This is a genomic window from Streptomyces sp. NPDC043853, from assembly GCF_056436025.1.
In genome coordinates this window covers 39,486-62,561 of sequence record NZ_JBWKDJ010000017.1, presented here as the reverse complement: position 1 = coordinate 62,561, position 23,076 = coordinate 39,486, and the positions used below count along the sequence as shown (strand labels likewise).

The window sequence follows — 23,076 nt, the reverse complement described above, 5'->3', positions numbered from 1 at the left end:
ACGGCGGCCGGAAATGGCCCCTCCCCCGGCGCGAAGGCGCCCTTCCGCGGCTCCGTAGACTCACCGGCATGAGCAATGACCCCGCCGTGGAGATCCGCGGACTGGTGAAACGGTACGGACCCAAGACCGCGGTGGACGGACTCGACCTCACCGTCCCGGCGTCCTCGGTCACCGCGGTCCTCGGTCCCAACGGCGCGGGCAAGACGACCACCGTGGAAACGGCCGAGGGCTACCTCCGCCCCGACGCGGGCACCGTCCGCGTCCTCGGGCTCGACCCGGTCGCCGACGCCGCCGCCCTGCGCCCCCGGACCGGCGTGATGCTCCAGTCCGGCGGGGTCTACTCCGGCGCCCGCGCCGTCGAGATGCTCCGCCACATGGCCCGCCTCCACGCCGACCCGCTCGACGTGGACTCCCTGGTGGAACGGCTGGGCCTGGGCGGCTGCGGCCGGACCCCGTACCGCCGGCTCTCCGGCGGCCAGCAGCAGCGCCTGGCGCTGGCCCTGGCGGTGGTCGGCCGCCCCGAGCTCGTCTTCCTCGACGAACCCACGGCCGGCATGGACCCGCAGGCCCGCCGCGCCACCTGGGACCTGGTCGAGGAACTCCGCTCCGACGGGGTCACCGTCGTCCTCACCACCCACCACATGGACGAGGCCGAACAGCTCGCCGACGAGGTCGCGATCATCGACGCGGGCCGGGTCATAGCCCACGGCAGCCCCGAGCAGCTGTGCCGCGGCGGTGCCGAGAACACCCTGCGCTTCACCGGCCGCCCCGCCCTGGACCTGGCCTCGCTGCTCAAGGCCCTGCCGGACGGGACCCAGGCCGCGGAGCTCCTCCCCGGCGCCTACCGGATCACCGGGGACGTCGACCCGCAGATGCTGGCCACCGTCACCTCCTGGTGCGCCCAGCACGGCGTGATGCCGGACAGCCTCTCCGTGGAGCGGCACACCCTGGAGGACGTCTTTCTCGAGCTGACCGGCAAGGAGCTGCGCGCATGACCCGGCACACGACTCGGCCCTGCCGGGGGTCCCGGGGTTGCCCCCCGGCAGGACACAGCCTGGAACTGACCGGCAAGGAGCTGCGCGGATGAGCGCCGGCACGTTCACCCCCGCACCGGGGGCCGCACCCGTGGCCCGGATGATCGCCGCGCAGACGGCGCTGGAGACCCGGATGCTCCTGCGCAACGGCGAACAGCTGCTGCTCACCGTGATCATCCCGGCCCTGCTGCTGAGCCTGTTCTCGGTGGTGGACATCGTCGACACGGGCGAGGGGAAGTCCGTGGACTTCCTCGCCCCCGGCGTGCTCGCGCTCGCCGTCATGTCCACCGCCTTCACCGGGCAGGCCATCGCCACCGGCTTCGACCGGCGCTACGGGGTGCTCAAGCGGCTCGGCGCCTCGCCGCTGCCCCGCTGGGCGCTGATGGCCGCCAAGACGCTGTCCGTGCTGGTCACGGAGGTGCTCCAGGTCGCACTGCTCACGGTGATCGCCCTGGCGCTGGGCTGGTCCCCGCAGGGGAACCCGCTGTCCGTGGCGCTGCTGCTCCTGCTCGGCACGGCCGCCTTCTCCGGGCTCGGGCTGCTGATGGCCGGCACGCTCAAGGCCGAGGTGACGCTGGCCGCCGCCAATCTGGTCTTCCTGCTGCTCCTGGTGGGCGGCGGGGTGATCGTGCCGCTGGAGAAGTTCCCCGGCGCGGTCCAGGCGGTGCTCGGCCTGCTGCCGATCTCGGCGCTGTCCGACGGGCTGCGCGAGGTGCTCCGGGAGGGGGCCTCGCCGCCCTGGGGCGACGTCGCGGTGCTGGCCGGCTGGTCGGTGCTGGGGCTGGGTGCGGCGGCCCGCTGGTTCCGCTGGGAATGAATCCCTTCCACCCGGCCTGACCGTGCCGGAGGATGTACGCCTGACCACATGAGTTGACGCCGGGGGGCGGCATGGCGCAGCGAGAGGCCGTTCTTCGGCTGGACGAACAATGGGCACGCATCCGTTCGGGGGAGGAACACGCGGAGGCGGCGGAGGCCGACCGGCTGCTGGCCGAGCTGATCGGCGCGCTGCGGGAGCCGGCCCGCAGCGATCCCGAGTGCGCGGCCCGGCTGGGCCTGCGGCTCGGCGACCTGGCGGCCCGCCGGTTCGCCGAAGGGGACCGGCCCGGGGCGCTGTCCGCCGTCGAGGAGGCCCTGCGGTACGGGGAGCAGGCGGCGGCGCACGCTCCGGAGTACACCCGCTGGTACGCACGCGGGCTGATCAACCAGGCGGTCTGGCTGTCCTGGCCGCTCAGCGACGGGCTGCGGTGGCCGCGCTACCCGCTGGGCGCGGCGGCCGAGGAGGGGCCGAGCCCGATGGAGCGGGCGGCCGGGGAACGGGCGCTGGGCCTGACCAGGACGGCCGTGGACGTCTGGGCCGGCCTGGACCAGCACGAGGTGGTCAACCGGCGGGGGCTGGCACAGGCCAAGGTGTTCCTCGGGGACCGGCTCGCCGAGCTCGGCCGGACCGAGGAGGCGGTGGCCTGGGCGGTGGACGCCGAGGGCGGGTTCCGCGCGCTGCTGCTGTCGGGCCCGGGCCCGGAGGCGGCGCAGGAGGCCGAGGAGGCCCTCGACCACCTCGCGCGCCAGCTGGAACTGCGGCTGCGCTTCCTGTCCTTCGACGCGCTGGTGCAGCTGCGGTCGCAGGGCCTGCTGCCCGAACGGCTGCTGCCGCAGGCGGTGGTGGCGGGCCGCATCCAGGGGGTGCCGGAGGACCGGATCGCCGCCGGGCTGCGGCTGGACCCGGAGCACGTGGCCACGATGCTGGAGGTCACCCCGTGGCTGGCGGTGTGGCGGTTCGAGGTGCGGGGCGCGGACGGGCTGTGGACCGCCCTTGCCCACCCGTGGCACAGCGCGGCGGAAGTGCGGAACCGGACCGCGGAGGACGTGGCATCCGAACTGATGCAGGGCTGGCGGAATTCCCCTGATTACCCCGGTTCCTCCGGGTACTGGCGCATCCACCTCTGGTGGCAGGAGGAGGGCGACCCGGCCGGGGCGCGGTTCCGGCTGCTCGTCGGGCCGGAGTCGGGCGGCGCCCCCGCCTGACCCCTCGTGAAAGTTTGCACAAGGGTTCGCCTACGATATGGGGCGTGTTGAACCCCCTCGCATTCATCGCCACCCGCTGGACCCCGTCACCCCGGATCGTCCAGCGGGCCGCGCTGGCCGCGCTCGTCATGAGCGTGGCCATCGTCGTGACCGGTGGCGCGGTCCGGCTGACCGGATCCGGTCTCGGCTGTGACACCTGGCCCAAGTGCACCGACGACAGCCTGATCACCACCCAGGCCCAGGGCTTCCACGGCGTCATCGAGTTCGGCAACCGGATGCTCACCTACGTGGTGAGCGCCGCGGTCGGCTGGTGCATCCTGGCCGCCCGCTCGGCCAAGCCGTGGCGCCGTTCGCTGACCCGGCTCGGCTGGACGCAGTTCTTCGTGGTCCTGGGCAACGCCGTCCTCGGCGGCATCACCGTGAAGACCGGCCTCAACCCCTACAGCGTGGCCGGCCACTTCCTGCTCGCGACCGCGCTGATCGCGGTGACCACGGTCACCTGGCAGCGCACCCGCGAGGGCGACGGCGCTCCGCGTCCGCGGGTACCCGGCCCGGTGCGCAAGCTGTCCTGGGCGCTGACGGCCGTGACCCTGGTGCTGATCGCGGTCGGCACCGTGGTGACCGGTTCCGGGCCGCACGCCGGTGACAGCAGCGAGGTCAAGCGGATGGCCTTCGACTGGGAGACCACCGCGCACGTGCACGCGATCGCCGCCTGGGCGGTCTGCGCGCTGGCCGTGGCGATGTGGCTGGTGCTGCGCGTGGTGGACGCCCCCGCGGACACCCGGGCCCGGGCCCGCGACCTGCTGGTCGTGCTGCTCGCCCAGGGGGCCGTCGGCTACGTCCAGTTCTTCACGCAGCTCCCCGAGGTCCTCGTGGGCGCCCACATGCTCGGCTCCTGCCTGGTGTGGATCGCCGTAGTGCGGCTGGCCCTGAGCCTGCGCGAGCGCCCGGCCGACGGGCCCGAGATCCCGGCCCGGCCGGACCAGGCCCTGGCCGCGGCCTAGCAGCCCCCGGCCGTGTCCTCCAGACGGTAGAGGCGGCGGGCGTTCCCCGCCGCCACCATCGCCGCCACCCGGTCCGCGTCCTGCCGGGACCAGGCGCCGTCGGCCACCCAGCCGCCGAGTACCCGGCCCAGCGCCTCGCGGAAGGCCCGGGCGGCCACCACGTGCAGTTCGGGCAGCCGCCGGCCCGCGCTGGAGAACAGCAGCTTGCCGAAGGGCGCGAGTTCGAGGAGTTCGGCGAGCACCGCGGCGGCCCGGGCCCCGGTGTGCGCGAGGGCCGGCCCGAGGTCGGCGTACACGTGCGGGAAGACGGCGGCCAGCTGCGCCGCGTGCCGGTGGTACGGATGCCCGTGCCGCAGCACCAGGTCCGTGCCCAGCCCGGCGGCGGCCCGTACGAACCCGGTCAGCAGGGCCGGATCGATGTGGTCGAGCCGCTCCCGGGGGTCGGGGTGCAGCTGCAGCGGCAGCCCGGTCGCGACCGCGCTCCAGAGCAGGTGCCGCAGCAGTACGGGATCCCGCACCGGCCCGCCCCGGGTACGCAGCGCCAGCCACCGGGAGGCGGCACCGCGCACCTCGCCCGGACCGGGCGGCTCGGGTGCGAGGGCCACGGCGGTGCAGCCGGCCCCGGTACCGGCGAAGGCGACGGCGGAACGGGAGGCGGAGTGCACCGCCTCGGCCAGGGCGGCGAGGAACGAGGCGACGCCGTCCGCACCGTCCGCCGCCCGCTCCGCGAGCGGCTCCAGCCGGACGATCTCGTAGGCCTCGGCCTCCGCCGCGGCGGCGAGCTCCGCGGGCCGGGTCAGATCGCCCGGCCCGCCGCTGTCCACCAGGTACGTCCCGGTCCCGGAGCCGCGCAGCAGCCGCCGCTCCGACTCCAGCACCCCGAGCTCCCGCCGCCGCGCGAGGTAGCGCGCCGGCGGACAGTGCGCTTCGAGCCCGAGGAGCGGCGGACACCAGCGGCGCACGGCGAAGCCGAGCTGGCTGTCGAAGAAGGTCGTCCCGGCGGCCGGCGCACCCCGCCCCAGCGCGGCCTCGAACGTCCCGAGCCCGAGCTCCGTACGCAGCACGCCATGACAGTACTGGTCCACCAGGGGCGGCATTTCGATCATCGGGTCATCCCGTTGCGGCAGCGGACAGCACTTCCACCCACCTAACGGGTGACCCGCCCCAAAGTGTTGCTCCGCCGCGCGGGGGCGTTCGCACCACCGTGCGGGCAGTCGCCCCGCCGTGTGGGCAGGCGTGCCGCAGGGCACGGGTGGGCACATGGCACCCCGGTCCGCCGAGGGCTCGCGCAGCCTTACCGCACCGGGACCCCGCCCGCCGCCAAAGGGGTCAGCGGCTCAGGCCGAAGCCTCGGGCTTCTTCGGCTCCGCCTCGTCGGCAGACTCGGGCTTCGCCTCGGCGGAGGCGGCCGCCGCCTCGGGCTCGGCCTCCTTGGCCGGCTCCGCCACGGCCTCGGGCTCGGGCTCGGGCTCGGGCTCGACCGCCACCGGCACGTCCACCGGATTGGGCCGCCCGCCCAGCTGGATGCCCGCCATCCGGGTCCATTCGTACGGCCCGGTCTTCACCTTCGCGGCCATCTCGCCGTCGAAGGCCTCCTGAAGGCTCAGCCCCGCCTTCTCCGCCGCGAGCTGCGCCACCTCGTAGGTCGGGGCCACCAGGTCGCCCCAGCCCCCGTCCTCTCCGACGAGCACGATCCGGGTGCCCGCCTGACCGATGTGCGCGAGCTGCCCCTCGGCGCCGCCGTGCTCCTTGGAGAACGCACCGATCTGCCTGGCGAGCTTCGCCGCGGTGCGCTCCTGCTTCGTGTCTGCTGCCATGACAGGCATGCTACCGGTGAGTAATCAGCGGAGGAAGGGATCCACGGCCACCGCCACGAACAGCAGCGACACGTACGTGATCGACCAGTGGAACAGGCGCATCTCCTTGAGCTTCGCGCCGGTCACGCCCGCCTTCGCGCGCGCCTGCAGCGCGTGCGCCTCCCACAGCCACCAGCCGCCCGCCACCAGCGCCACCGAGGTGTAGAACCAGCCGGTGTAACCCAGCGGGGTGAGCAGCAGCGAGACGGCCACCATCACCCAGCTGTAGAGGACGATCTGCCGGGCGACCACCTTGTTCCCGGCGACCACCGGCAGCATCGGCACGCCGACCCGCGCGTAGTCGTCCTTCACCTTCATGGACAGCGGCCAGTAGTGCGGCGGGGTCCAGAAGAAGATGACCAGGAAGAGGATGACCGCGGCCCAGGACATCGAGTTCGTCACCGCGGACCAGCCGATGAGCACCGGCAGGCAGCCGGCGATCCCGCCCCAGACGATGTTCTGGGTGGTGCGCCGCTTCAGCAGCATCGTGTAGACGACCACGTAGAAGAGGAGCGCGCCGAGCGCGAGCGCGGCCGAGAGCCAGTTCACCAGCAGGCCGAACCACAGCGTGGACACCACCGCCAGGGTGATGCCGAAGACCATCGCCTCGCGCGGGCTGACCATGCCGGTCACCAGCGGCCGCTGCGCGGTGCGGTCCATCAGCGCGTCGATGTCGCGGTCGATGTACATGTTCAGCGCGTTGGCGCCGCCCGCCGACAGGTAACCGCCGATGCAGGTGGCGAGGACCAGCCAGAGCGAGGGCACGCCCTGCTCGGCCAGGAACATCACCGGCACGGTGGTGATGAGCAGCAGCTCGATGATCCGCGGCTTGGTCAGCGCCACGAAAGCCATGACCCGGGCCCCGAGCGGCCGGTGATCGGGGCTCGTCCCGAGTACCCCCGCTGGACGGGATTCGACGGCCGTCACGCACACCCCTGACGAAAGACTCCCAGCAAGACTCCATCCGGACTCGTGGGGAGATGGCATGACGGTCCGGTAAAGACTTGCGCGTACCACGCCACTCTAGACGCTGCCCTTGCGTCGCCCCGCGCGGGGGTCGTCCCGTGTTGGGCCGAGCGCCGCAACACGAACCTCAGCACCCGGTCCGGTGATCCAAAGGTGACAGGGTGGTGACGGAGCGGAGGCACTCGAATAGCTGCACGCTGCGGCGAGGGTAGGCTCGGAATCGCGCCGGTGCACCGTTCGTCACCGGGACAACCAAACATGTGGAGAGGAGCCCTGACCCACGGTGAGCACCAAGCCGACCACCACAGAGCTCGAATGGACCGAACTGGACCGGCGGGCTGTTGACACCGCCCGCATCCTGGCCGCGGACGCGGTCCAGAAGGTCGGGAACGGACACCCCGGCACGGCGATGAGCCTCGCGCCCGCCGCGTACACCCTCTTCCAGAAGGTCATGCGACATGACCCGGCGGACCCGGAGTGGGTCGGCCGCGACCGGTTCGTGCTCTCCGCGGGCCACTCCTCCCTCACCCTGTACACCCAGCTCTACCTGGGCGGCTTCGGGCTGGAGCTGGACGACCTGAAGGCGTTCCGCACCTGGGGCTCCAAGACCCCCGGCCACCCGGAGTACGGCCACACGGCCGGCGTCGAGACCACCACCGGCCCGCTCGGCCAGGGCATCGCCAACGCCGTGGGCATGGCCATGGCCGCCCGCTACGAGCGCGGCCTGTTCGACCCGGAGGCCGCGCCGGGCACCTCGCCCTTCGACCACATGGTCTACGTCATCGCCGGTGACGGCTGCCTCCAGGAGGGCATCTCCGCCGAGGCCTCCTCCCTGGCCGGTCACCAGAAGCTGGGCAACCTGGTCCTGCTCTGGGACGACAACCACATCTCCATCGAGGGTGACACCGAGACCGCCGTCTCGGAGGACACCTGCAAGCGCTACGAGGCGTACGGCTGGCACGTCCAGCGCGTGGCCCAGCAGCCGAACGGCGACCTCGACCCGAAGGCCCTGTACGCCGCGATCCAGGCGGCCAAGGCCGAGACCGGGCGTCCGTCCTTCATCGCCGCCCGCTCGATCATCGCCTGGCCGGCCCCGCACGCCCAGGGCACCGAGGCCTCGCACGGCTCGGCGCTCGGCGACGACGAGGTGGCCGCCACCAAGCGCGTCCTCGGCTTCGACCCGGAGCAGGCCTTCGAGGTGGCCGACGAGGTCATCGCCCACACCCGCAAGGCGCTCGACCGGGGCCGCGAGGCCAAGGCCGCCTGGGAGAAGGACTTCTCCGCCTGGCGCACCGCCAACCCGGAGCACGCCGAGCGGTTCGACCGCGTCAACGCCAACGAGCTGCCCGAGGGCTGGGAGCAGAAGCTCCCCGTCTTCGAGTCCGGTACCGGTGTCGCCACCCGTGCCGCCTCCGGCAAGGTGCTGCAGGCGCTCGGCGGGGTCATCCCGGAGCTGTGGGGCGGCTCGGCCGACCTGGCCGGCTCCAACAACACCACCATCGACAAGAACTCCTCGTTCCTGCCGACGGGCAACCCGCTGCCGGAGGCCGACCCGTACGGCCGCACCATCCACTTCGGCATCCGCGAGCACGCCATGGCCGCGGCCATGAACGGCATCGCGCTGCACGGCCACACCCGCATCTACGGCGGCACCTTCCTGGTGTTCTCCGACTACATGCGCAACGCGGTCCGCCTCTCGGCGCTGATGCACCTGCCGGTGACCTACGTGTGGACGCACGACTCCATCGGCCTCGGCGAGGACGGCCCGACCCACCAGCCGGTCGAGCACCTGGCCTCGCTGCGCGCCATCCCGGGCCTGAGCGTGGTCCGGCCGGCCGACGCGAACGAGACCGCACTGGCCTGGCGCGAGATCCTCAAGCGGCACACCAAGGTGTACGGCAAGGGCACCCCGCACGGCCTGGCGCTGACCCGCCAGGGCGTGCCGACGTACGAGGCCAACGAGGACACCGCCAAGGGCGGCTACGTGCTGTTCGAGGCGGACGGCGGCGACGCCCAGGTCGTGCTCATCGGCACCGGCTCCGAGGTGCACGTGGCCGTCGAGGCCCGCGAGCAGCTCCAGGCCGCGGGCATCCCGACCCGCGTGGTCTCGATGCCTTGCGTGGAGTGGTTCGAGGAGCAGGAACAGGCGTACAAGGACAGCGTCCTGCCGCCTTCCGTCAAGGCTCGAGTGGCGGTCGAGGCGGGCATCGGCCTGACCTGGCACCGTTACGTCGGGGACGCCGGCCGGATCGTCTCGCTGGAGCACTTCGGTGCCTCGGCGGACGCCAAGGTGCTGTTCCGCGAGTTCGGTTTCACGCCCGAGAACGTGGCCGCCGCCGCCCGGGAATCGCTCGCCGCCGCCGCGCGCTGACGCCCGTACAAGTACCAGTAGGAGATGTAATCCCATGGCAGACGCACTGAAGCGCCTCTCGGACGAAGGCGTGGCGATCTGGCTGGACGACCTGTCCCGCAAGCGCATCACGTCCGGCAACCTGGCCGAGCTGCTCGACCAGCAGCACGTGGTGGGCGTCACCACCAACCCGGCGATCTTCCAGAAGGCGATCAGCGGCGGCGAGGGCTACGGCCCGCAGCTGACCGACCTGGCGGCCCGCAAGGTGACGGTCGACGAGGCCATCCGGATGATCACCACGGCGGACGTCCGGGACGCGGCGGACATCCTCCGCCCGGTGTTCGATGCGACGGACGGCCAGGACGGCCGGGTGTCGATCGAGGTCGACCCGCGACTGGCCCACGACACCACCGCCACCATCGCCGAGGCCAAGCAGCTGGCCTGGCTGGTGGACCGCCCGAACACGCTCATCAAGATCCCGGCGACCAAGGCCGGCCTGCCGGCGATCACCGAGGTCATCGGCAAGGGCATCAGCGTCAACGTCACGCTGATCTTCTCGCTGGAGCGGTACCGCGAGGTCATGGACGCGTACTTGGCGGGTCTGGAGAAGGCCAAGGCCGCCGGCCTGGACCTGTCCAAGATCCACTCGGTCGCCTCCTTCTTCGTGTCCCGGGTGGACACCGAGATCGACAAGCGCCTCGACGCCCTCGGCACCCCCGAGGCGAAGGAGCTCAAGGGCAAGGCCGCCCTCGCCAACGCCCGCCTGGCCTACGAGGCGTTCGAGGAGGTCTTCTCCTCCGACCGCTGGGCCGCGCTGGACAAGGCCCAGGCCAACAAGCAGCGCCCGCTGTGGGCCTCCACCGGCGTCAAGGACCCGTCGTACAAGGACACCCTGTACGTGGTGGACCTGGTCGCCCCGGGCACCGTGAACACGATGCCGGAGGCCACGCTGGAGGCCACCGCCGACCACGGCGAGGTCACCGGTGACACCATTCGTGGTACGTACGACCAGTCCCGCGCCGAGCTCGAAGCGGTCGCCAAGCTGGGCATCTCGTACGACGATGTGGTTCAGCTGCTCGAGGACGAGGGCGTCGAGAAGTTCGAGGCGTCCTGGAACGACCTGCTGAAGTCGACCGAGGCGGAGCTGGCGCGCCTCGCCCCCGCGGAGGACTGAGTATTTTGTCAGTGAACGGAGCGAGCAACCCGCTTCGTGACGCACAGGACCGGCGGCTCCCGCGTATCGCGGGGCCGTCCGGCCTGGTCATTTTCGGCGTTACGGGTGACCTGTCCCGCAAGAAGCTGATGCCCGCCGTCTACGACCTGGCGAACCGGGGGCTGCTGCCGCCGGGCTTCTCGCTGATCGGTTTCGCCCGCCGGGAATGGGAGCACGAGGACTTCGCCCAGGAGGTGTACGAGGCCGTCAAGGAGCACTCGCGCACCCCCTTCCGGGAGGAGGTCTGGCAGCAGCTGGTGCAGGGCTGCCGGTTCGTGCAGGGCGACTTCGATGACGACGCGGCGTTCGAGACGCTGAAGTCGACGATCGAGGAGCTCGACAAGCAGCAGGGCACGGGCGGCAACTTCGCCTTCTACCTGTCGGTGCCCCCGAAGTTCTTCCCCCAGGTGGTCCAGCAGCTCAAGAACCACGGGCTCGCCCAGCAGGAGGGCTCCTGGCGGCGCGCCGTCATCGAGAAGCCCTTCGGCCACGACCTGGCCAGCGCGGAGGAGCTCAACAAGATCGTCCACGAGGTCTTCCCGCGGGACGAGGTCTTCCGGATCGACCACTACCTCGGCAAGGAGACCGTCCAGAACATCCTGGCGCTCCGCTTCGCCAACACCATGTTCGAGCCGATCTGGAACCGGTCGTACGTCGACCACGTGCAGATCACCATGGCCGAGGACATCGGCATCGGCGGCCGGGCCGGCTACTACGACGGCATCGGCGCCGCCCGCGACGTCATCCAGAACCACCTCCTGCAGCTGCTCGCGCTGACCGCGATGGAGGAGCCGGGCTCCTTCCACCCCAAGGCGCTGGTGGCGGAGAAGCTCAAGGTGCTCAGCGCCGTGCAGATCCCGGAGGACCTGGGCAAGCACACGGTGCGCGGCCAGTACAGCTCCGCCTGGCAGGGCGGCGAGAAGGTCGTCGGCTACCTGGAGGAAGACGGGATCAGCCCGAACTCCAAGACGGACACCTACGCGGCCATCAAGCTGGAGATCAACAACCGCCGCTGGGCGGGCGTCCCCTTCTACCTGCGGACCGGCAAGCGCCTGGGCCGCCGGGTGACGGAGATCGCGGTGGTCTTCAAGCGGGCGCCGTACCTGCCGTTCGAGTCCGGGGCGACCGAGGAGCTGGGGCAGAACGCCCTGGTCATCCGGGTACAGCCGGACGAGGGCGTGACGGTGCGGTTCGGCTCCAAGGTGCCGGGCACCTCCATGGAGGTCCGGGACGTGACCATGGACTTCGCCTACGGCGAGTCCTTCACGGAGTCCAGCCCCGAGGCGTACGAGCGCCTCATCCTCGACGTGCTCCTGGGTGACGCGAACCTCTTCCCGCGCCACCAGGAAGTCGAACTGTCCTGGAACATCCTCGACCCGATCGAGGAGTACTGGGACAAGCACGGCAAGCCCGCGCAGTACCCGGCGGGCACCTGGGGGCCGGTCGAGGCGGACGAGATGCTCGCACGAGACGGACGGAGCTGGCGCCGGCCATGAAGATCGATCTCACGGAGACCACCTCCAGCAAGATCAATGCCGCGCTGGTGCAGGCGCGCCGTGCCATCGGCACGCCTGCCATCGGCATGGTCCTCACCCTGGTCATCGTCACCGACGAGGAGAACGCGTACGACGCGCTCAAGTCGGCGAACGACGCCTCGCACGAGCACCCGTCGCGGATCATCGTGGCGATCCGCCGGGTCAGCAAGTCTCCGCGGGCACGGCGGGACGCCCGGCTCGACGCGGAGATCCGGGTCGGGGCGGACGCGGGGACCGGCGAAACGGTTATCCTCCGCCTCTACGGCGAACTGGTGAACCACGCCCAGTCGGTGGTGCTCCCGCTGCTGCTGCCGGACGCGCCGGTGGTCGTGTGGTGGCCGGAGGACGCTCCCTCGGACCTGGCGGGCGACCCGCTGGGCTCGCTGGGCCAGCGCCGGATCACCGACACCTACGCGTGCGAGGAGCCGGGCGCTTACCTGGGGGCCCGGGCCTCGGCGTACGCGCCGGGCGACACGGACCTGTCCTGGACGCGGATCACGCCGTGGCGCTCGATGCTGGCCGCCGCGCTGGACCAGCGCCACCTGAAGGTCCTCTCGGCCACGGTCGAGGGCGAGGACGAGAACCCCAGCTGCGAACTGCTCGCCATGTGGCTGGCGGACCGGCTGCAGGTGCCCGTCCGGCGGACCGTCTCCGCGGGCCCCGGCCTGACCGCGGTCCGGCTGGAGACCAAGGAGGGCGACATCGTCCTGGACCGGGCCGACGGCTCGCTGGCCACGCTGTGCATGCCGGGGCAGCCGGACCGCGCGGTGGCGCTGAAGCGGCGTGACACCGCCGAGCTCCTGGCGGAGGAACTCCGCCGGCTCGACCCGGACAACACGTACGCGGCCTCGCTGAAGTTCGGCGTGGCGAGGCTGTCGAAGGCGTCCGCGCCGCAGCCGGCCTCCACCGCCGCCCCCGCGGCCGGGGCGGAAGCCGAGGCCCCGGCCTCGGACTCCGGCTCCGCCAAGCCGACCGGGTCGAAGGCTGCCAAGAAGCCGGCCACGAAGTAGCCGCCGGGGTCCGCCATCCCCGTGGCGGACCCTGCGGGGCCTTCTTTTCCCCTCCCCGCCCCTTCCCGAAACCGGGGCCGCGGCCCCGGACCCCGCACCTGCGGGCCGGCGGGGGCTGGTCGCGCAGTTCCCCGCGCCCCTGACGGGGCGCGGCTCTGCCGCAACCCCGTCAGGGGCGCGGGGTCCGGGGCGGAGCCCCGGTTTCGGGAAGGGGCGGGGTGGGGAAAGGCTCCGCGCAGCGGCACCACACCCGCACCACCGCGCGCACCACCACCCGCACAAACAAAGAAGGCGGCAGCAACATGGGCATGACGACACCCCAGGTCGTCGTCCACCGGGACAAGGAACTGATGGCACAGGCCGCCGCGGCCCGCCTCATCACCAGGATCGTGGACGCGCAGGCGGCCCGCGGCTCCGCCTCCGTCGTGCTGACCGGCGGCCGCAACGGCAACGGCCTGCTCGCGGCGCTCGCCGCCGCGCCGGCCCGCGACGCCATCGACTGGACGCGCCTCGACCTGTGGTGGGGCGACGAGCGCTACGTCCCCGCCGACGACCCCGAGCGCAACCACACCCAGGCCCGCGAGGCCCTCCTCGACTCGGTCCCGCTGGACCCGGCGCGCGTGCACGTGATGCCCGCGTCCGACGGCCCGTACGGCCCGGACGTGGACGCGGCGGCCGCCGCCTACGCGGAGGAGCTCCGCCGGGCGGCCACCCCCGAGGACCACGGGCCGGTCCCGAGTTTCGACGTGCTGATGCTCGGTGTCGGCCCCGACACCCACGTCGCGAGCCTGTTCCCGGAGCACCCCGCGACGCGGGAGACCTCCCGCACCGTGGTCGGCGTACACGGGTCGCCCAAGCCGCCGCCCACCCGGATCTCGCTGACCCTGCCCGCCATCCGCGCGGCCCGCGAGGTCTGGCTGCTGGCGGCCGGCGAGGACAAGGCCGGGGCGGTGGCGATCGCGCTGGGCGGGGCCGGCCAGGTCCAGGCCCCGGCCGCCGCGGCGTACGGCCGGAGCCGCACGCTCTGGCTGCTGGACCGGTCGGCCGCCGCGAAGCTGCCCTCGGGGATGTACCCGCCCGCGCTGTCCTGAGCCGTCCCGCGACAGGAAGGGCCCCGCACGCGCAGACCGCGCGTGCGGGGCCCTCTCCTGTCAGCGCATCGGCTGCCGTCCCGTCAGGCGCGGCCGCGCAGCTCCCGGTACGCCGCCACCAGCGCCCGCGTCGACGCGTCGAGCCCCGGCACCTCGGCGCCCTCGCTCAGCGCCGGCTCGACCCGCTTGGCGAGCACCTTGCCGAGCTCCACTCCCCACTGGTCGAAGGAGTCGATGTTCCAGACCGCGCCCTGCACGAACACCTTGTGCTCGTACAGCGCGATCAGCTGCCCGAGGACGGACGGGCTGAGCTCCGGGGCCAGGATGGTCGTGGTCGGGTGGTTGCCGCGGAAGGTCTTGTGCGGGACCAGCTCCTCCGCGACGCCCTCCGCACGGACCTCCTCCGGGGTCTTGCCGAACGCCAGCGCCTGGGTCTGCGCGAAGAAGTTCGCCATCAGCAGGTCATGCTGGGCCGCGAGGAACGGCGGCAGTTCCGGCAGCGGCCGGGCGAAGCCGATGAAGTCCGCCGGGATCAGCTTCGTGCCCTGGTGGATCAGCTGGTAGTAGGCGTGCTGGCCGTTGGTGCCGGGCGTGCCCCACACCACCGGGCCGGTCTGCCACTCGACCGGATTGCCGTTGCGGTCCACCGACTTGCCGTTGGACTCCATGTCCAGCTGCTGCAGGTAGGCCGTGAACCGGGACAGGTAATGGCTGTAGGGCAGCACCGCGTGCGACTGGGCATCGAAGAACGCGCCGTACCAGATGCCCAACAGACCCATCATCAGCGGTCCGTTGGCCTCCGGCGGGGCGGTGCGGAAGTGCTCGTCGACGGTCCGGAAGCCGGCCAGCAGCTCGCGGAAGGCGTCCGGGCCGATGGCGGTCATCAGCGAGAGCCCGATGGCCGAGTCGAAGGAGTAGCGCCCGCCGACCCAGTCCCAGAACTCGAACATGTTGGCCGTGTCGATGCCGAAGTCGCGGACCTTCTCCTCGTTGGTGGAGAGGGCCACGAAGTGGCGGGCCACGGCCGCGTGGTCGCCCTCCGCGTCCAGGCCACCGAGCAGCCAGGTCTTCGCCGAGGTCGCGTTGGTGATGGTCTCGACGGTGGTGAAGGTCTTCGAGGCGACGATGAACAGGGTCTCGGCCGGGTCCAGGTCCCGTACCGCCTCGTACAGGTCCGCGCCGTCCACATTGGAGACGAAACGCACCGTCAGGTCCCGGTCGCCGAAGGCCCGGAGGGCCTCACAGGCCATGGCGGGGCCGAGGTCGGAGCCGCCGATGCCGATGTTGACCACGTTGCGGATGCGCTTGCCGGTGTGGCCCTTCCACTCCCCCGAGCGGACGCGGTCGGCGAAGTCCGCCATCTTGTCGAGCACGGCGTGGACGCCGGGTACGACGTTCTCGCCGTCCACCTCGACGACCGCGTCGGCCGGGGCGCGCAGAGCGGTGTGCAGGACCGCCCGCCCCTCGGTCGTGTTGATCTTCTCGCCACGGAACATGGCCTCGCGGAGCTCCGCCACCCCGGTGGCCGCCGCGAGGTCCCGCAGCAGCGCGAGGGTCTCGTCGGTGACGAGGTGCTTGGAGTAGTCGATGTGCAGGTCTCCGACCCGCAGGGTGTAGCCGGTGCCGCGGCCCGGGTCCGCCGCGAACAGCTCCCGCAGATGCGTCTGGCCCAGCGCCTCGCGGTGCTTGCCCAGGGCAAGCCACTCCGGCGTCCGGTTGAGGCTCGTTCGTCCGCCTGCGTTCATCTCGGACATCAACCCACTTCTTCCGTCCTGTTGTGCCCCGCCAGGGACCAACCTAAAGGATCGAAAGGCCCACACTGCACACAAAGGGGCCCGGCCCGCTGGAGAATGCCTCCAGCGGGCCGGGCCCTTGGTTCACACGGTGCGGGTCGCGCTCAGATCTCGCCCCGGAGCTTGGCGAGGGCCTCGGCGAGGATCGCCTCGCCGTCGGCATCGGTACGCCGTTCCCGTACGTACGCCAGGTGCGTCTTGTACGGTTCGGTGCGCGGCGGCGCCGGGGGGTTGTCCCGGTCCTGACCTGCCGGGAACCCGCAGCGCGGGCAGTCCCAGCTGTCCGGTACCTGTGCGTCGCTGGCGAAGCTGGGCTGGGTCTCGTGCCCGTTGGAGCACCAGAAGGAGATGCGCAGGCGGGGTGCGGACTCGCCGCGCTCGGCCTCGCCCATCGGCCCCGCTCCGACCCGACTGCCACGGATCGCGTTGCCACTTGCCACGGTCGTAACTCCCTGCGTGATGGTGCCGCGAAGCGTGAGTGTACCGCGCTGTACCCGAGTTGGGGTCAGCTGCTGGACTTGATCAGCAGGCCGAGAGCGACAATGCAGGCGAACCAGAGCAGACCGACCACGACGGTGATGCGGTCGAGGTTCCGTTCGGCGACGGAGGAGCCGCCGACGGAAGACTGCATGCCGCCGCCGAACATGTCGGAGAGGCCGCCGCCCTTGCCCTTGTGCATCAGCACGAGCAGCATCAGCAGCAGGCTGAACACGATCAGGGCGATCGAGAACCCCATAACCACGGCTGGACCCTACTTCCTGGATTCGATGATGCGGGGGCCGACGGCTGGTGGTTCAGCACCTCCGGCCCCCGCAAGGGTACGACGGATCCGCCTTACCGCATACTCACAGCGATCGTCACTGGTCGCGGAAGCGGACGATCTTGACGAACTCGTCCGCGTCCAGAGCGGCGCCGCCGACGAGGGCGCCGTCCACATCCGGCTGCGCCATGATCGCGGCGATGTTACCGGACTTCACGGAGCCGCCGTACTGGATGCGGATCTTGTCGGCCACGTCCTGGGAGTACAGCTCGGCCAGGCGGCCGCGGATCGCCCCGCAGACCTCCTGGGCGTCGTCGGGCGTGGCGACCTCGCCGGTGCCGATGGCCCAGACCGGCTCGTAGGCGATCACGATGGACTCGGCCTGCTCGGCCGGGACGTCCTTGAGGCCGCCGTCGACCTGGGCGAGGGTGTGCGCGACCTGGTTGCCGGCCTTGCGCACGTCCAGGCCCTCGCCGACGCACAGGATCGGGGTGAGGCCGTACTTGTACGCGGCCTTGACCTTGGCGTTGCAGAGCTCGTCGGACTCTCCGTGGTACTGGCGGCGCTCGCTGTGGCCGACGGCCACGTACGTGCACTTCAGCTTGGAGAGCATCGGGCCGGAGATCTCGCCGGTGTAGGCGCCGGAGTCGTGCGCGGAGACGTCCTGGGCGCCGTACTTGATCTTCAGCTTGTCGCCGTCGACCAGGGTCTGCACCGAGCGGAGGTCGGTGAAGGGGACCAGCACCGCGACCTCGGTCGCGTCGTAGTCCTTGTCCGACAGGGCGAAGGCGAGCTTCTGGACGTGGGCGATGGCCTCGAGGTGGTTGAGGTTCATCTTCCAGTTGCCCGCCATCAGCGGGGTACGGTCAGTCACGGTGGTTCAGTCCTCCAGTGCGGCGATGCCGGGAAGCGTCTTGCCTTCGAGGTATTCGAGGCTGGCGCCGCCACCGGTCGAGATGTGACCGAAGGCGTTCTCGTCGAATCCCAGGGTGCGGACGGCCGCGGCGGAGTCGCCGCCGCCGACCACGGTGAACGCGTCGCTGTCGAGCAGCGCCCGCGCGATGGCGGTGGTGCCGCCGGCGTAGTCGGGGTGCTCGAAGACGCCCACCGGGCCGTTCCAGAAGACGGTGGCGGCGTCGGTGATCTTCGACGCGTACAGCTCGCGGGTCTTGGGGCCGATGTCCAGGCCCTCCTTGTCGGCGGGGATCTTGTCCGCGTCGACGACCTCGAAGTCGGCGGGGGCCTTGGTCTTCAGGTCGGGGAAGTCCGCGGAGGCCAGGACGTCGACCGGGAGGACCAGCTCGACGCCGTTCGCCTCGGCGCGGGACATGTACTCCTTGACCTTCTCCACCTGGTCCTTCTGGAGCAGGGAGATGCCGACCTCGTAGCCCTTGGCGTAGAGGAAGGTGTACGCCATGCCGCCGCCGATCAGCAGCCGGTCGGCCTTGCCGAGCAGCTCGTCGATGACGGCGAGCTTGTCGGAGACCTTGGCGCCGCCGAGCACGACCACGTACGGGCGCGCGACATCGGCGGTGAGCTTCTTCAGGACGCCGACCTCGGTCTCGATGAGGCCGCCGGCCGCGTGCGGGAGGCGTGCGGGCAGGTCGTAGACCGAGGCGTGCTTGCGGTGGACGGCGCCGAAGCCGTCGCCGACGTAGAGGTCGGCGAGTCCGGCGAGCTCGTCCGCGAAGGCGCCGCGCTCGGCGTCGTCCTTGGAGGTCTCGCCGGCGTTGAAGCGCAGGTTCTCGATCACGGCGACCCGGCCGTCGGCGAGGGCCGCGACGGTCTCCTTGGCGGAGGAGCCGACCGTGTCGGTCGCGAACGCGACGTCCTGGCCCAGCAGTTCACCGAGCCGCGCGGCGGCCGGGGCGAGGGAGAAGGCCGGGTCCGGCTCGCCCTTGGGGCGGCCGAGGTGCGAGGCGACGACCACGCGGGCGCCGGCTGCGGCGAGCTTCGCGATGGTCGGCAGGACGGCGCGGATGCGGCCGTCGTCGGTGATCTCGCCGTTCGCGAGGGGCACGTTCAGGTCGGCGCGGACGAAGACCCGCTTGCCGGCCACACCCTCGGCGAGGAGTTCGTCGATCGTCTTCATGTTGTTTCTGACTCCTTAGGCGCCCATGTGTGCAGGCGAAGAACGACAGGCAAACTACAGGGTCCGGGCTGCGCATCTTCGCGCCACCCGGACCCTGAGCCTTACATCGTGGTTACCGCTCCGACGATCAGAGCTGGCCGCCGACGAAGACCGTGAGGTCGACGAGGCGGTTCGAGTAGCCCCACTCGTTGTCGTACCAGCCGACGACCTTGACCTGCTTGCCCTGGACCATGGTCAGGGAGGAGTCGAAGGTGCAGGAGGCCGGCCAGTTCACGATGTCGGAGGAGACGATCGCGTCCTCGGTGTAGTCCAGCACGCCCTTGAGCTGGCCCTCCGCGGCCTTCTGGAAGGCGGCGTTGATCTCGTCCTTGGTGACCTCGCGGTCGAGCTCCAGGACGAGGTCGGTGACCGAGCCGGTCGGGACCGGGACGCGCATGGCGATGCCGTCGAGCTTGCCCTTGAGCTGCGGCAGGACCAGGGCGGTGGCCTTCGCGGCACCCGTGGAGGTCGGGATGATGTTCTCCGCGGCGGCGCGGGCGCGGCGCAGGTCCTTGTGCGGGAAGTCCAGGATGCGCTGGTCGTTCGTGTAGGCGTGGACCGTCGTCATCATGCCCTTGACGATGCCGAAGTTCTCGTCGAGCACCTTGGCCATCGGCGCCACGCAGTTCGTGGTGCAGGACGCGTTGGAGATGACGTGGTGGTTGGCGGCGTCGTACTTGTCCTGGTTGACGCCCATGACGATGGTGATGTCCTCGTCGGTGGCCGGAGCCGAGATGAGGACCTTCTTCGCGCCGGCGGCCAGGTGCTTGGCGGCGTCGGCCTTCTTCGTGAAGATGCCGGTGGACTCGATGACGATGTCGGCGCCCAGCTCGCCCCACGGGAGGTTCGCGGGGTCCCGCTCGGCGAAGGTCTTGAAGGTCTGGTTGCCGACGGTGATGGAGTCTTCGGTGTGGCTGACCTCAACGTTGAGGCGGCCGAGGATGGTGTCGTACTTGAGCAGGTGCACCAGGGTGGCGTTGTCGGTCAGGTCGTTGACACCGACGATCTCGATGTCCGCCCCCTGATCCAGGAGCGCCCGGAAGTAGTTGCGCCCGATGCGGCCAAAACCATTGATGCCTACGCGGATCGTCACGAACCGATCTCCTCGTTGTCACGCCGGCCTGTCCTGCCGGCGATCTGTATGGGATGTCCCCGACCGCTTACGACCCTACCTCTCCGTGCGGCGTTGAGTGACATCGACGATGCGCGTAGACCGCCCGGGACGACCCGGGGGTGCGCCGCCTCCGGCCCGCACCGGAACAGCCGGTGCGGGCCGGGCGGGACCTCGGTCCCGGTCACTCGCCGTACGGACCCGGGTCAGCGGTGCAGGGAGCGGAGCGCCTTGCCGATCAGAACCTCCCGGTCACCGGCCGCCGGCAGGTGTTCGAGGCCGAAACCGAGGAGCACCGAGTCACGGGTGGTGACCGCGGCGTAGGACTTGAACAGCTCACCGGAACGGGTCCAGTCGCCCGGGATGTCGGGGCTTCCGGCCGGTGAGCCCTGGGCCGACCAGACGCCGAGGGAGGTCTCGAAGCCCTCCGCGGCCTGGTCGGTGCCTCCGGTGGACAGCCGCGCCTGGTCCATGAAGACGCCGCGTCCGCCGGAGCCGGGGTCGGTGATGTACGCCAGCGCCAGCTCGACCTTCTTGCCGGCGTAGGCGCTCAGGTCGAAGGAGACCTGACTCCAGCCGCCGGAGGAACCGGTGAAGCTGTTCCACTGGCCGCTGGTGCCGGCGGGCGTGCAGCCTCCGGCGTCCAGGGTGAGGTAGCGGCGCAGGAACGGGTGGCCCTGCAGGAAGAAGCCCGCGGCGCACTCCTCCGGGACCGTGGCGGCGGTCCGGCCGCCGGCCTCGGGCAGGGTGGTCCAGTCGTCGCCGCCGGCGGTACGGGCCTCCAGGACGGCGTGGTCGTAGCCGGGTTCGGTGTTCCAGTTGAGGGCCATCTTGAGGGCCGGCCGGTCGGCGGCGGTCACCCCGGTGAGGTCCACGGTGCGGACCAGCCGCTTCCAGTCGTCGTCCTCGTGGGTGGCCGCGGCCATCCACGAGCCGGCGTACGGGGCGTAGGGGTTGACCACACCGGCGTACCCGCCCGCCTGGGCGCTGCGGAACTGCGGGTACTGCGCGGCGGGCAGGGTGTCCGAGGTGACGCTGAAGGAGCCGGGGGTGTCCAGCGGGTTGCCGGCCGCGTCGGCGAGGCCTCCGCCCGCTCCGCCGAGGCCGCCCGCGCCGGCGAACCCGGTCGCGCCCTTGACCGCCGTACGGCCGTAGGCGCCGAGCCAGTACTGGCTGAAGTCGTTGGTGACGGCGGGGCCGATCTGGCTGTTGCCGCCCGCGCGTTCACCGGCCTCGATCAGCTTGCCGCCTTCGTTGAGGAAGGAGCGCAGGGCGAGCTGGACGGCTCCGCCCGGGGCGGTCGCGCCGGTGTAGTGGACGGCGGTGGAGAAGTGGGACAGCACGCCGAGCGGGTGCGGGGTGCCCTGGACGGCCACGTCCCAGAGGGCTGCGGACCGGCCGTTGGCGCGCAGCGCGTCCACGTAGGCCTGGGCGTGCCGGGCCTTGGCGCCCTCTTCGGCGATCACCAGGACGTCGGCGCGGGGCCGGTCGGCCACGGTGTAGGTGAAGTGCTCGCTGGAGACCCGCTTGCCGTGGTCGCGGCCGGTGAACCAGACCTCGACCTTGTCGCCGGGGCGGGCGCCCTCCACCTCGGCCCGGTACTGGTCGAACCAGTGGTTGTCCTCGCCCCCGAAGGTCTCGCCGCCCTTCCAGGGCTCGAGTTCCTCGTCCTGCGTACGGCCGCCGTTGACCCGGTAGTTGAGCCGCTTGTCGTGCAGCGACTTGCGGGCGGTGACCGCGACCGGCTGGTCCTGGCCGCGGCGTGCGTAGGAGGTGGTGAAGGGGTCGGGGGTGAAGTCGGCGGCGGTCAGGCCCACCGAGGAGGTGGGCTTGTCGGGATGCAGTGCGGTCTCGGCGACGGAGAGCGCGAAGGGGATGTTCTTGGCGAACTCCGCCTGGATGAGCTTCTCGTCGTCCGGGAAGTTGAAGCCGGAGGCGCAGTCCTCGGGCTTCCAGGGGTCGTTCGGGTCGGCCGCGGAGGCGGTCTGGCAGGTCGTCATCTCGGGCGTGAACATCATCATGCCGTTGACGTTGGCGGCGTGGCCGTCGGCCTCGCCGTTGGTGGTGTACAGCTCGGAGGAGAGCTGCGGGTGGTAGCCGGGGACGGCGGGGTTCTCCGGGGTGCCGGCGAGGGCTTTGTACAGCACGTCGTCGGGGGTGGGGGTGGCCACCTGCCAGCCGACTCCGTAGAGCAGCAGCTCGGCCGCGGAGTGGTAGTTGATGCCGTATTCGAAGCCGATGCGCTTCTGGAAGGCGTCGAGGGCGACGGTCTCGGGCTCGGAGTCGGGTCCGCCGCCTCGGTAGGTCTCGCTGGACGGGTTCGGGGAGGAGCCCTCGTTGTCCCAGCCCCACTTGTAGGCGAAGTTCCGGTTGAGGTCGACGCCGTCGCCGGGGGCGGTCTTCCCGTCGTTGTTGTTGTCGCGGAGGTTCTTCCGCCAGAGCCGGGCGCCGTCGGGGGCGTGGGTGTAGTCGTAGCCGTCGGGGTTGGCGGAGATCAGGAACCACAGTTCGGAGGAGTCGACGAGCCGGGTGATCCGCTGGTCCTTGCCGTAGTTGTCCAGGTAGTGGTGGAGCAGCCGGCGCGTCATCTCCGGGGTGATCCACTCGCGGGCGTGCTGGTTGGACATGTACAGGGTGGCCGGTTTCGCGCCGTCGCGAGTGCGGCGGGCGTCCTTGCTGACCTTGACGGCGAGCATGTCCTTGCCCTGGACGGTCTTGCCGATGGAGACGACCTTGGCGATGCCGCGGGGGTCCTGGCCGGCCCTGACGATCTCTTCCTGGATACCGCCCTTGCCGCTGTAGGGGCGGAAGACGCCGTCTCCGGCGGCCTTGGTCCGGGCGGTGGCGCCGTTCGGCAGGCGGCGTTCGGTGAGCTTGATCCCCCGGTCGCCGAGGTCCCGGGCCTGGGCGGCGGTGAGGAACAGCTCGACGCGGGCGGTGCCCTTCTCGGGTGCGCGTTCCCCCAACTCGTGGGCGTCCTGGCCGACGGCCAGGACGAGGGGTACCTGTTCCCGGGTGATGTCGGCGTCGTAGACCCGGACCTGGTCGGCGGCGGATCCCGCGTCGCCTCCGGGCCGGGCCTCGGCCACCGGTGCGGTGGCCAGTGATGCCAGCGCCAGCGCGCCGGCCGCGAGGATCGATCTCGCGCGGTGCCTCATGTGCCCCCCTGGGCGTCGACTGCCACGAAGCGGTACGCACGA

At 71.4% G+C, this 23,076-nt stretch carries 18 protein-coding genes and 1 pseudogene; 9 read left to right on the top strand and 10 right to left on the bottom strand.

Translation table 11 applies throughout. The annotated features are described in order from the left end of the window. Nucleotides 1-68 precede the first annotated feature (68 nt). The 4 genes from AC067U_RS32440 (at nucleotide 69) to AC067U_RS32425 (ending at nucleotide 4,060) form a co-directional block, all read left to right on the top strand. Nucleotides 69-995 carry an ABC transporter ATP-binding protein gene (locus AC067U_RS32440; protein WP_478833395.1) on the top strand — a complete coding sequence of 309 codons (927 nt, stop codon included), beginning with the start codon at nucleotides 69-71 and terminating at the stop codon, nucleotides 993-995. Between the two features lie 88 nt (nucleotides 996-1,083). After that, nucleotides 1,084-1,851: an ABC transporter permease gene (locus tag AC067U_RS32435; protein WP_478833394.1), complete on the top strand. Its 768-nt coding sequence runs from the start codon at nucleotides 1,084-1,086 to the stop codon at nucleotides 1,849-1,851. Between the two features lie 71 nt (nucleotides 1,852-1,922). Beyond that, complete coding sequence (locus tag AC067U_RS32430; protein ID WP_478833393.1) at nucleotides 1,923-3,056, top strand: hypothetical protein; 1,134 nt, start codon at nucleotides 1,923-1,925, stop codon at nucleotides 3,054-3,056. A 44-nt stretch (nucleotides 3,057-3,100) separates the two neighbouring features. Continuing rightward, entirely contained in the window at nucleotides 3,101-4,060 is a 960-nt protein-coding gene (locus tag AC067U_RS32425) for a COX15/CtaA family protein (protein ID WP_478833392.1), read from the top strand. Here the strand turns inward: AC067U_RS32425 and AC067U_RS32420 are convergent. From AC067U_RS32420 to AC067U_RS32410, 3 genes and pseudogenes are all read right to left on the bottom strand, one after another. Beyond that, entirely contained in the window at nucleotides 4,057-5,166 is a 1,110-nt protein-coding gene (locus AC067U_RS32420) for an amidohydrolase family protein (RefSeq protein ID WP_478833391.1), read from the bottom strand. The two genes, AC067U_RS32425 and AC067U_RS32420, sit on opposite strands and share 4 nt — an antisense overlap. Before the next feature lie 396 nt (nucleotides 5,167-5,562). Continuing rightward, nucleotides 5,563-5,886 (bottom strand): annotated as a pseudogene (locus AC067U_RS32415) (hypothetical protein); the annotation flags it as partial. Between the two features lie 15 nt (nucleotides 5,887-5,901). Continuing rightward, nucleotides 5,902-6,843: a heme o synthase gene (locus AC067U_RS32410; protein ID WP_478833390.1), complete on the bottom strand. Its 942-nt coding sequence runs from the start codon at nucleotides 6,841-6,843 to the stop codon at nucleotides 5,902-5,904. A gap of 322 nt (nucleotides 6,844-7,165) precedes the next feature. Between AC067U_RS32410 and tkt the strand changes: the two genes are divergently transcribed. The 5 genes from tkt (at nucleotide 7,166) to pgl (ending at nucleotide 14,081) form a co-directional block, all read left to right on the top strand. Beyond that, the gene (tkt, locus tag AC067U_RS32405; protein WP_478833389.1) at nucleotides 7,166-9,253 is read left to right on the top strand and encodes a transketolase; all 2,088 of its coding nucleotides are present in this window, start codon (nucleotides 7,166-7,168) and stop codon (nucleotides 9,251-9,253) included. A 34-nt stretch (nucleotides 9,254-9,287) separates the two neighbouring features. Further along, entirely contained in the window at nucleotides 9,288-10,406 is a 1,119-nt protein-coding gene (tal, locus tag AC067U_RS32400; protein ID WP_478833388.1) for a transaldolase, read from the top strand. A gap of 5 nt (nucleotides 10,407-10,411) precedes the next feature. Then, the gene (gene zwf, locus AC067U_RS32395) at nucleotides 10,412-11,941 is read left to right on the top strand and encodes a glucose-6-phosphate dehydrogenase (RefSeq protein ID WP_478833387.1); all 1,530 of its coding nucleotides are present in this window, start codon (nucleotides 10,412-10,414) and stop codon (nucleotides 11,939-11,941) included. Then, nucleotides 11,938-12,990 (top strand): glucose-6-phosphate dehydrogenase assembly protein OpcA, encoded by a 1,053-nt coding sequence (gene opcA / locus AC067U_RS32390; RefSeq protein WP_478833386.1) that lies wholly within the window; start codon nucleotides 11,938-11,940, stop codon nucleotides 12,988-12,990. Before zwf ends, opcA begins: the two co-directional genes overlap by 4 nt. A 308-nt stretch (nucleotides 12,991-13,298) precedes the next feature. Next, nucleotides 13,299-14,081, top strand: coding sequence for a 6-phosphogluconolactonase (gene pgl / locus AC067U_RS32385; RefSeq protein WP_478833385.1), 783 nt, complete (start codon nucleotides 13,299-13,301; stop codon nucleotides 14,079-14,081). 83 nt (nucleotides 14,082-14,164) lie between these two features. Here pgl and pgi read toward each other — a convergent pair whose 3' ends face one another. The 7 genes from pgi to AC067U_RS32350 form a co-directional block, all read right to left on the bottom strand. Beyond that, nucleotides 14,165-15,826: a glucose-6-phosphate isomerase gene (gene pgi, locus AC067U_RS32380; RefSeq protein WP_478833493.1), complete on the bottom strand. Its 1,662-nt coding sequence runs from the start codon at nucleotides 15,824-15,826 to the stop codon at nucleotides 14,165-14,167. Nucleotides 15,827-15,978: 152 nt separating this feature from the next. Further along, on the bottom strand, nucleotides 15,979-16,314 hold the full coding sequence (locus AC067U_RS32375) for an RNA polymerase-binding protein RbpA (protein ID WP_403972672.1): 336 nt from the start codon (nucleotides 16,312-16,314) through the stop codon (nucleotides 15,979-15,981). Between the two features lie 65 nt (nucleotides 16,315-16,379). Next, a complete protein-coding gene (gene secG / locus AC067U_RS32370) occupies nucleotides 16,380-16,616 on the bottom strand; it encodes a preprotein translocase subunit SecG (RefSeq protein ID WP_478833384.1) in 237 nt (78 codons plus the stop codon). A gap of 115 nt (nucleotides 16,617-16,731) precedes the next feature. After that, nucleotides 16,732-17,508 (bottom strand): triose-phosphate isomerase, encoded by a 777-nt coding sequence (gene tpiA / locus AC067U_RS32365; RefSeq protein WP_478833383.1) that lies wholly within the window; start codon nucleotides 17,506-17,508, stop codon nucleotides 16,732-16,734. Between the two features lie 6 nt (nucleotides 17,509-17,514). Next, nucleotides 17,515-18,726 (bottom strand): phosphoglycerate kinase, encoded by a 1,212-nt coding sequence (locus tag AC067U_RS32360; RefSeq protein WP_478833382.1) that lies wholly within the window; start codon nucleotides 18,724-18,726, stop codon nucleotides 17,515-17,517. 127 nt (nucleotides 18,727-18,853) lie between these two features. Continuing rightward, entirely contained in the window at nucleotides 18,854-19,858 is a 1,005-nt protein-coding gene (gene gap / locus AC067U_RS32355) for a type I glyceraldehyde-3-phosphate dehydrogenase (RefSeq protein WP_478833381.1), read from the bottom strand. A gap of 224 nt (nucleotides 19,859-20,082) precedes the next feature. After that, nucleotides 20,083-23,034 (bottom strand): M14 family metallopeptidase, encoded by a 2,952-nt coding sequence (locus tag AC067U_RS32350; protein WP_478833380.1) that lies wholly within the window; start codon nucleotides 23,032-23,034, stop codon nucleotides 20,083-20,085. Between the last annotated feature and the right edge of the window lie 42 nt (nucleotides 23,035-23,076).

Coding starts and splice junctions, on each gene's coding strand:
- AC067U_RS32440 (WP_478833395.1), top strand. CDS start 69: ATGAGCAATGACCCCGCCGTGGAGATCCGCGGACTGGTGAAACGGTAC.
- AC067U_RS32435 (WP_478833394.1), top strand. CDS start 1,084: ATGAGCGCCGGCACGTTCACCCCCGCACCGGGGGCCGCACCCGTGGCC.
- AC067U_RS32430 (WP_478833393.1), top strand. CDS start 1,923: ATGGCGCAGCGAGAGGCCGTTCTTCGGCTGGACGAACAATGGGCACGC.
- AC067U_RS32420 (WP_478833391.1), bottom strand. CDS start 5,166: ATGATCGAAATGCCGCCCCTGGTGGACCAGTACTGTCATGGCGTGCTG.
- tal (WP_478833388.1), top strand. CDS start 9,288: ATGGCAGACGCACTGAAGCGCCTCTCGGACGAAGGCGTGGCGATCTGG.
- opcA (WP_478833386.1), top strand. CDS start 11,938: ATGAAGATCGATCTCACGGAGACCACCTCCAGCAAGATCAATGCCGCG.
- pgl (WP_478833385.1), top strand. CDS start 13,299: ATGACGACACCCCAGGTCGTCGTCCACCGGGACAAGGAACTGATGGCA.
- pgi (WP_478833493.1), bottom strand. CDS start 15,826: ATGAACGCAGGCGGACGAACGAGCCTCAACCGGACGCCGGAGTGGCTT.
- AC067U_RS32360 (WP_478833382.1), bottom strand. CDS start 18,726: ATGAAGACGATCGACGAACTCCTCGCCGAGGGTGTGGCCGGCAAGCGG.
- AC067U_RS32350 (WP_478833380.1), bottom strand. CDS start 23,034: ATGAGGCACCGCGCGAGATCGATCCTCGCGGCCGGCGCGCTGGCGCTG.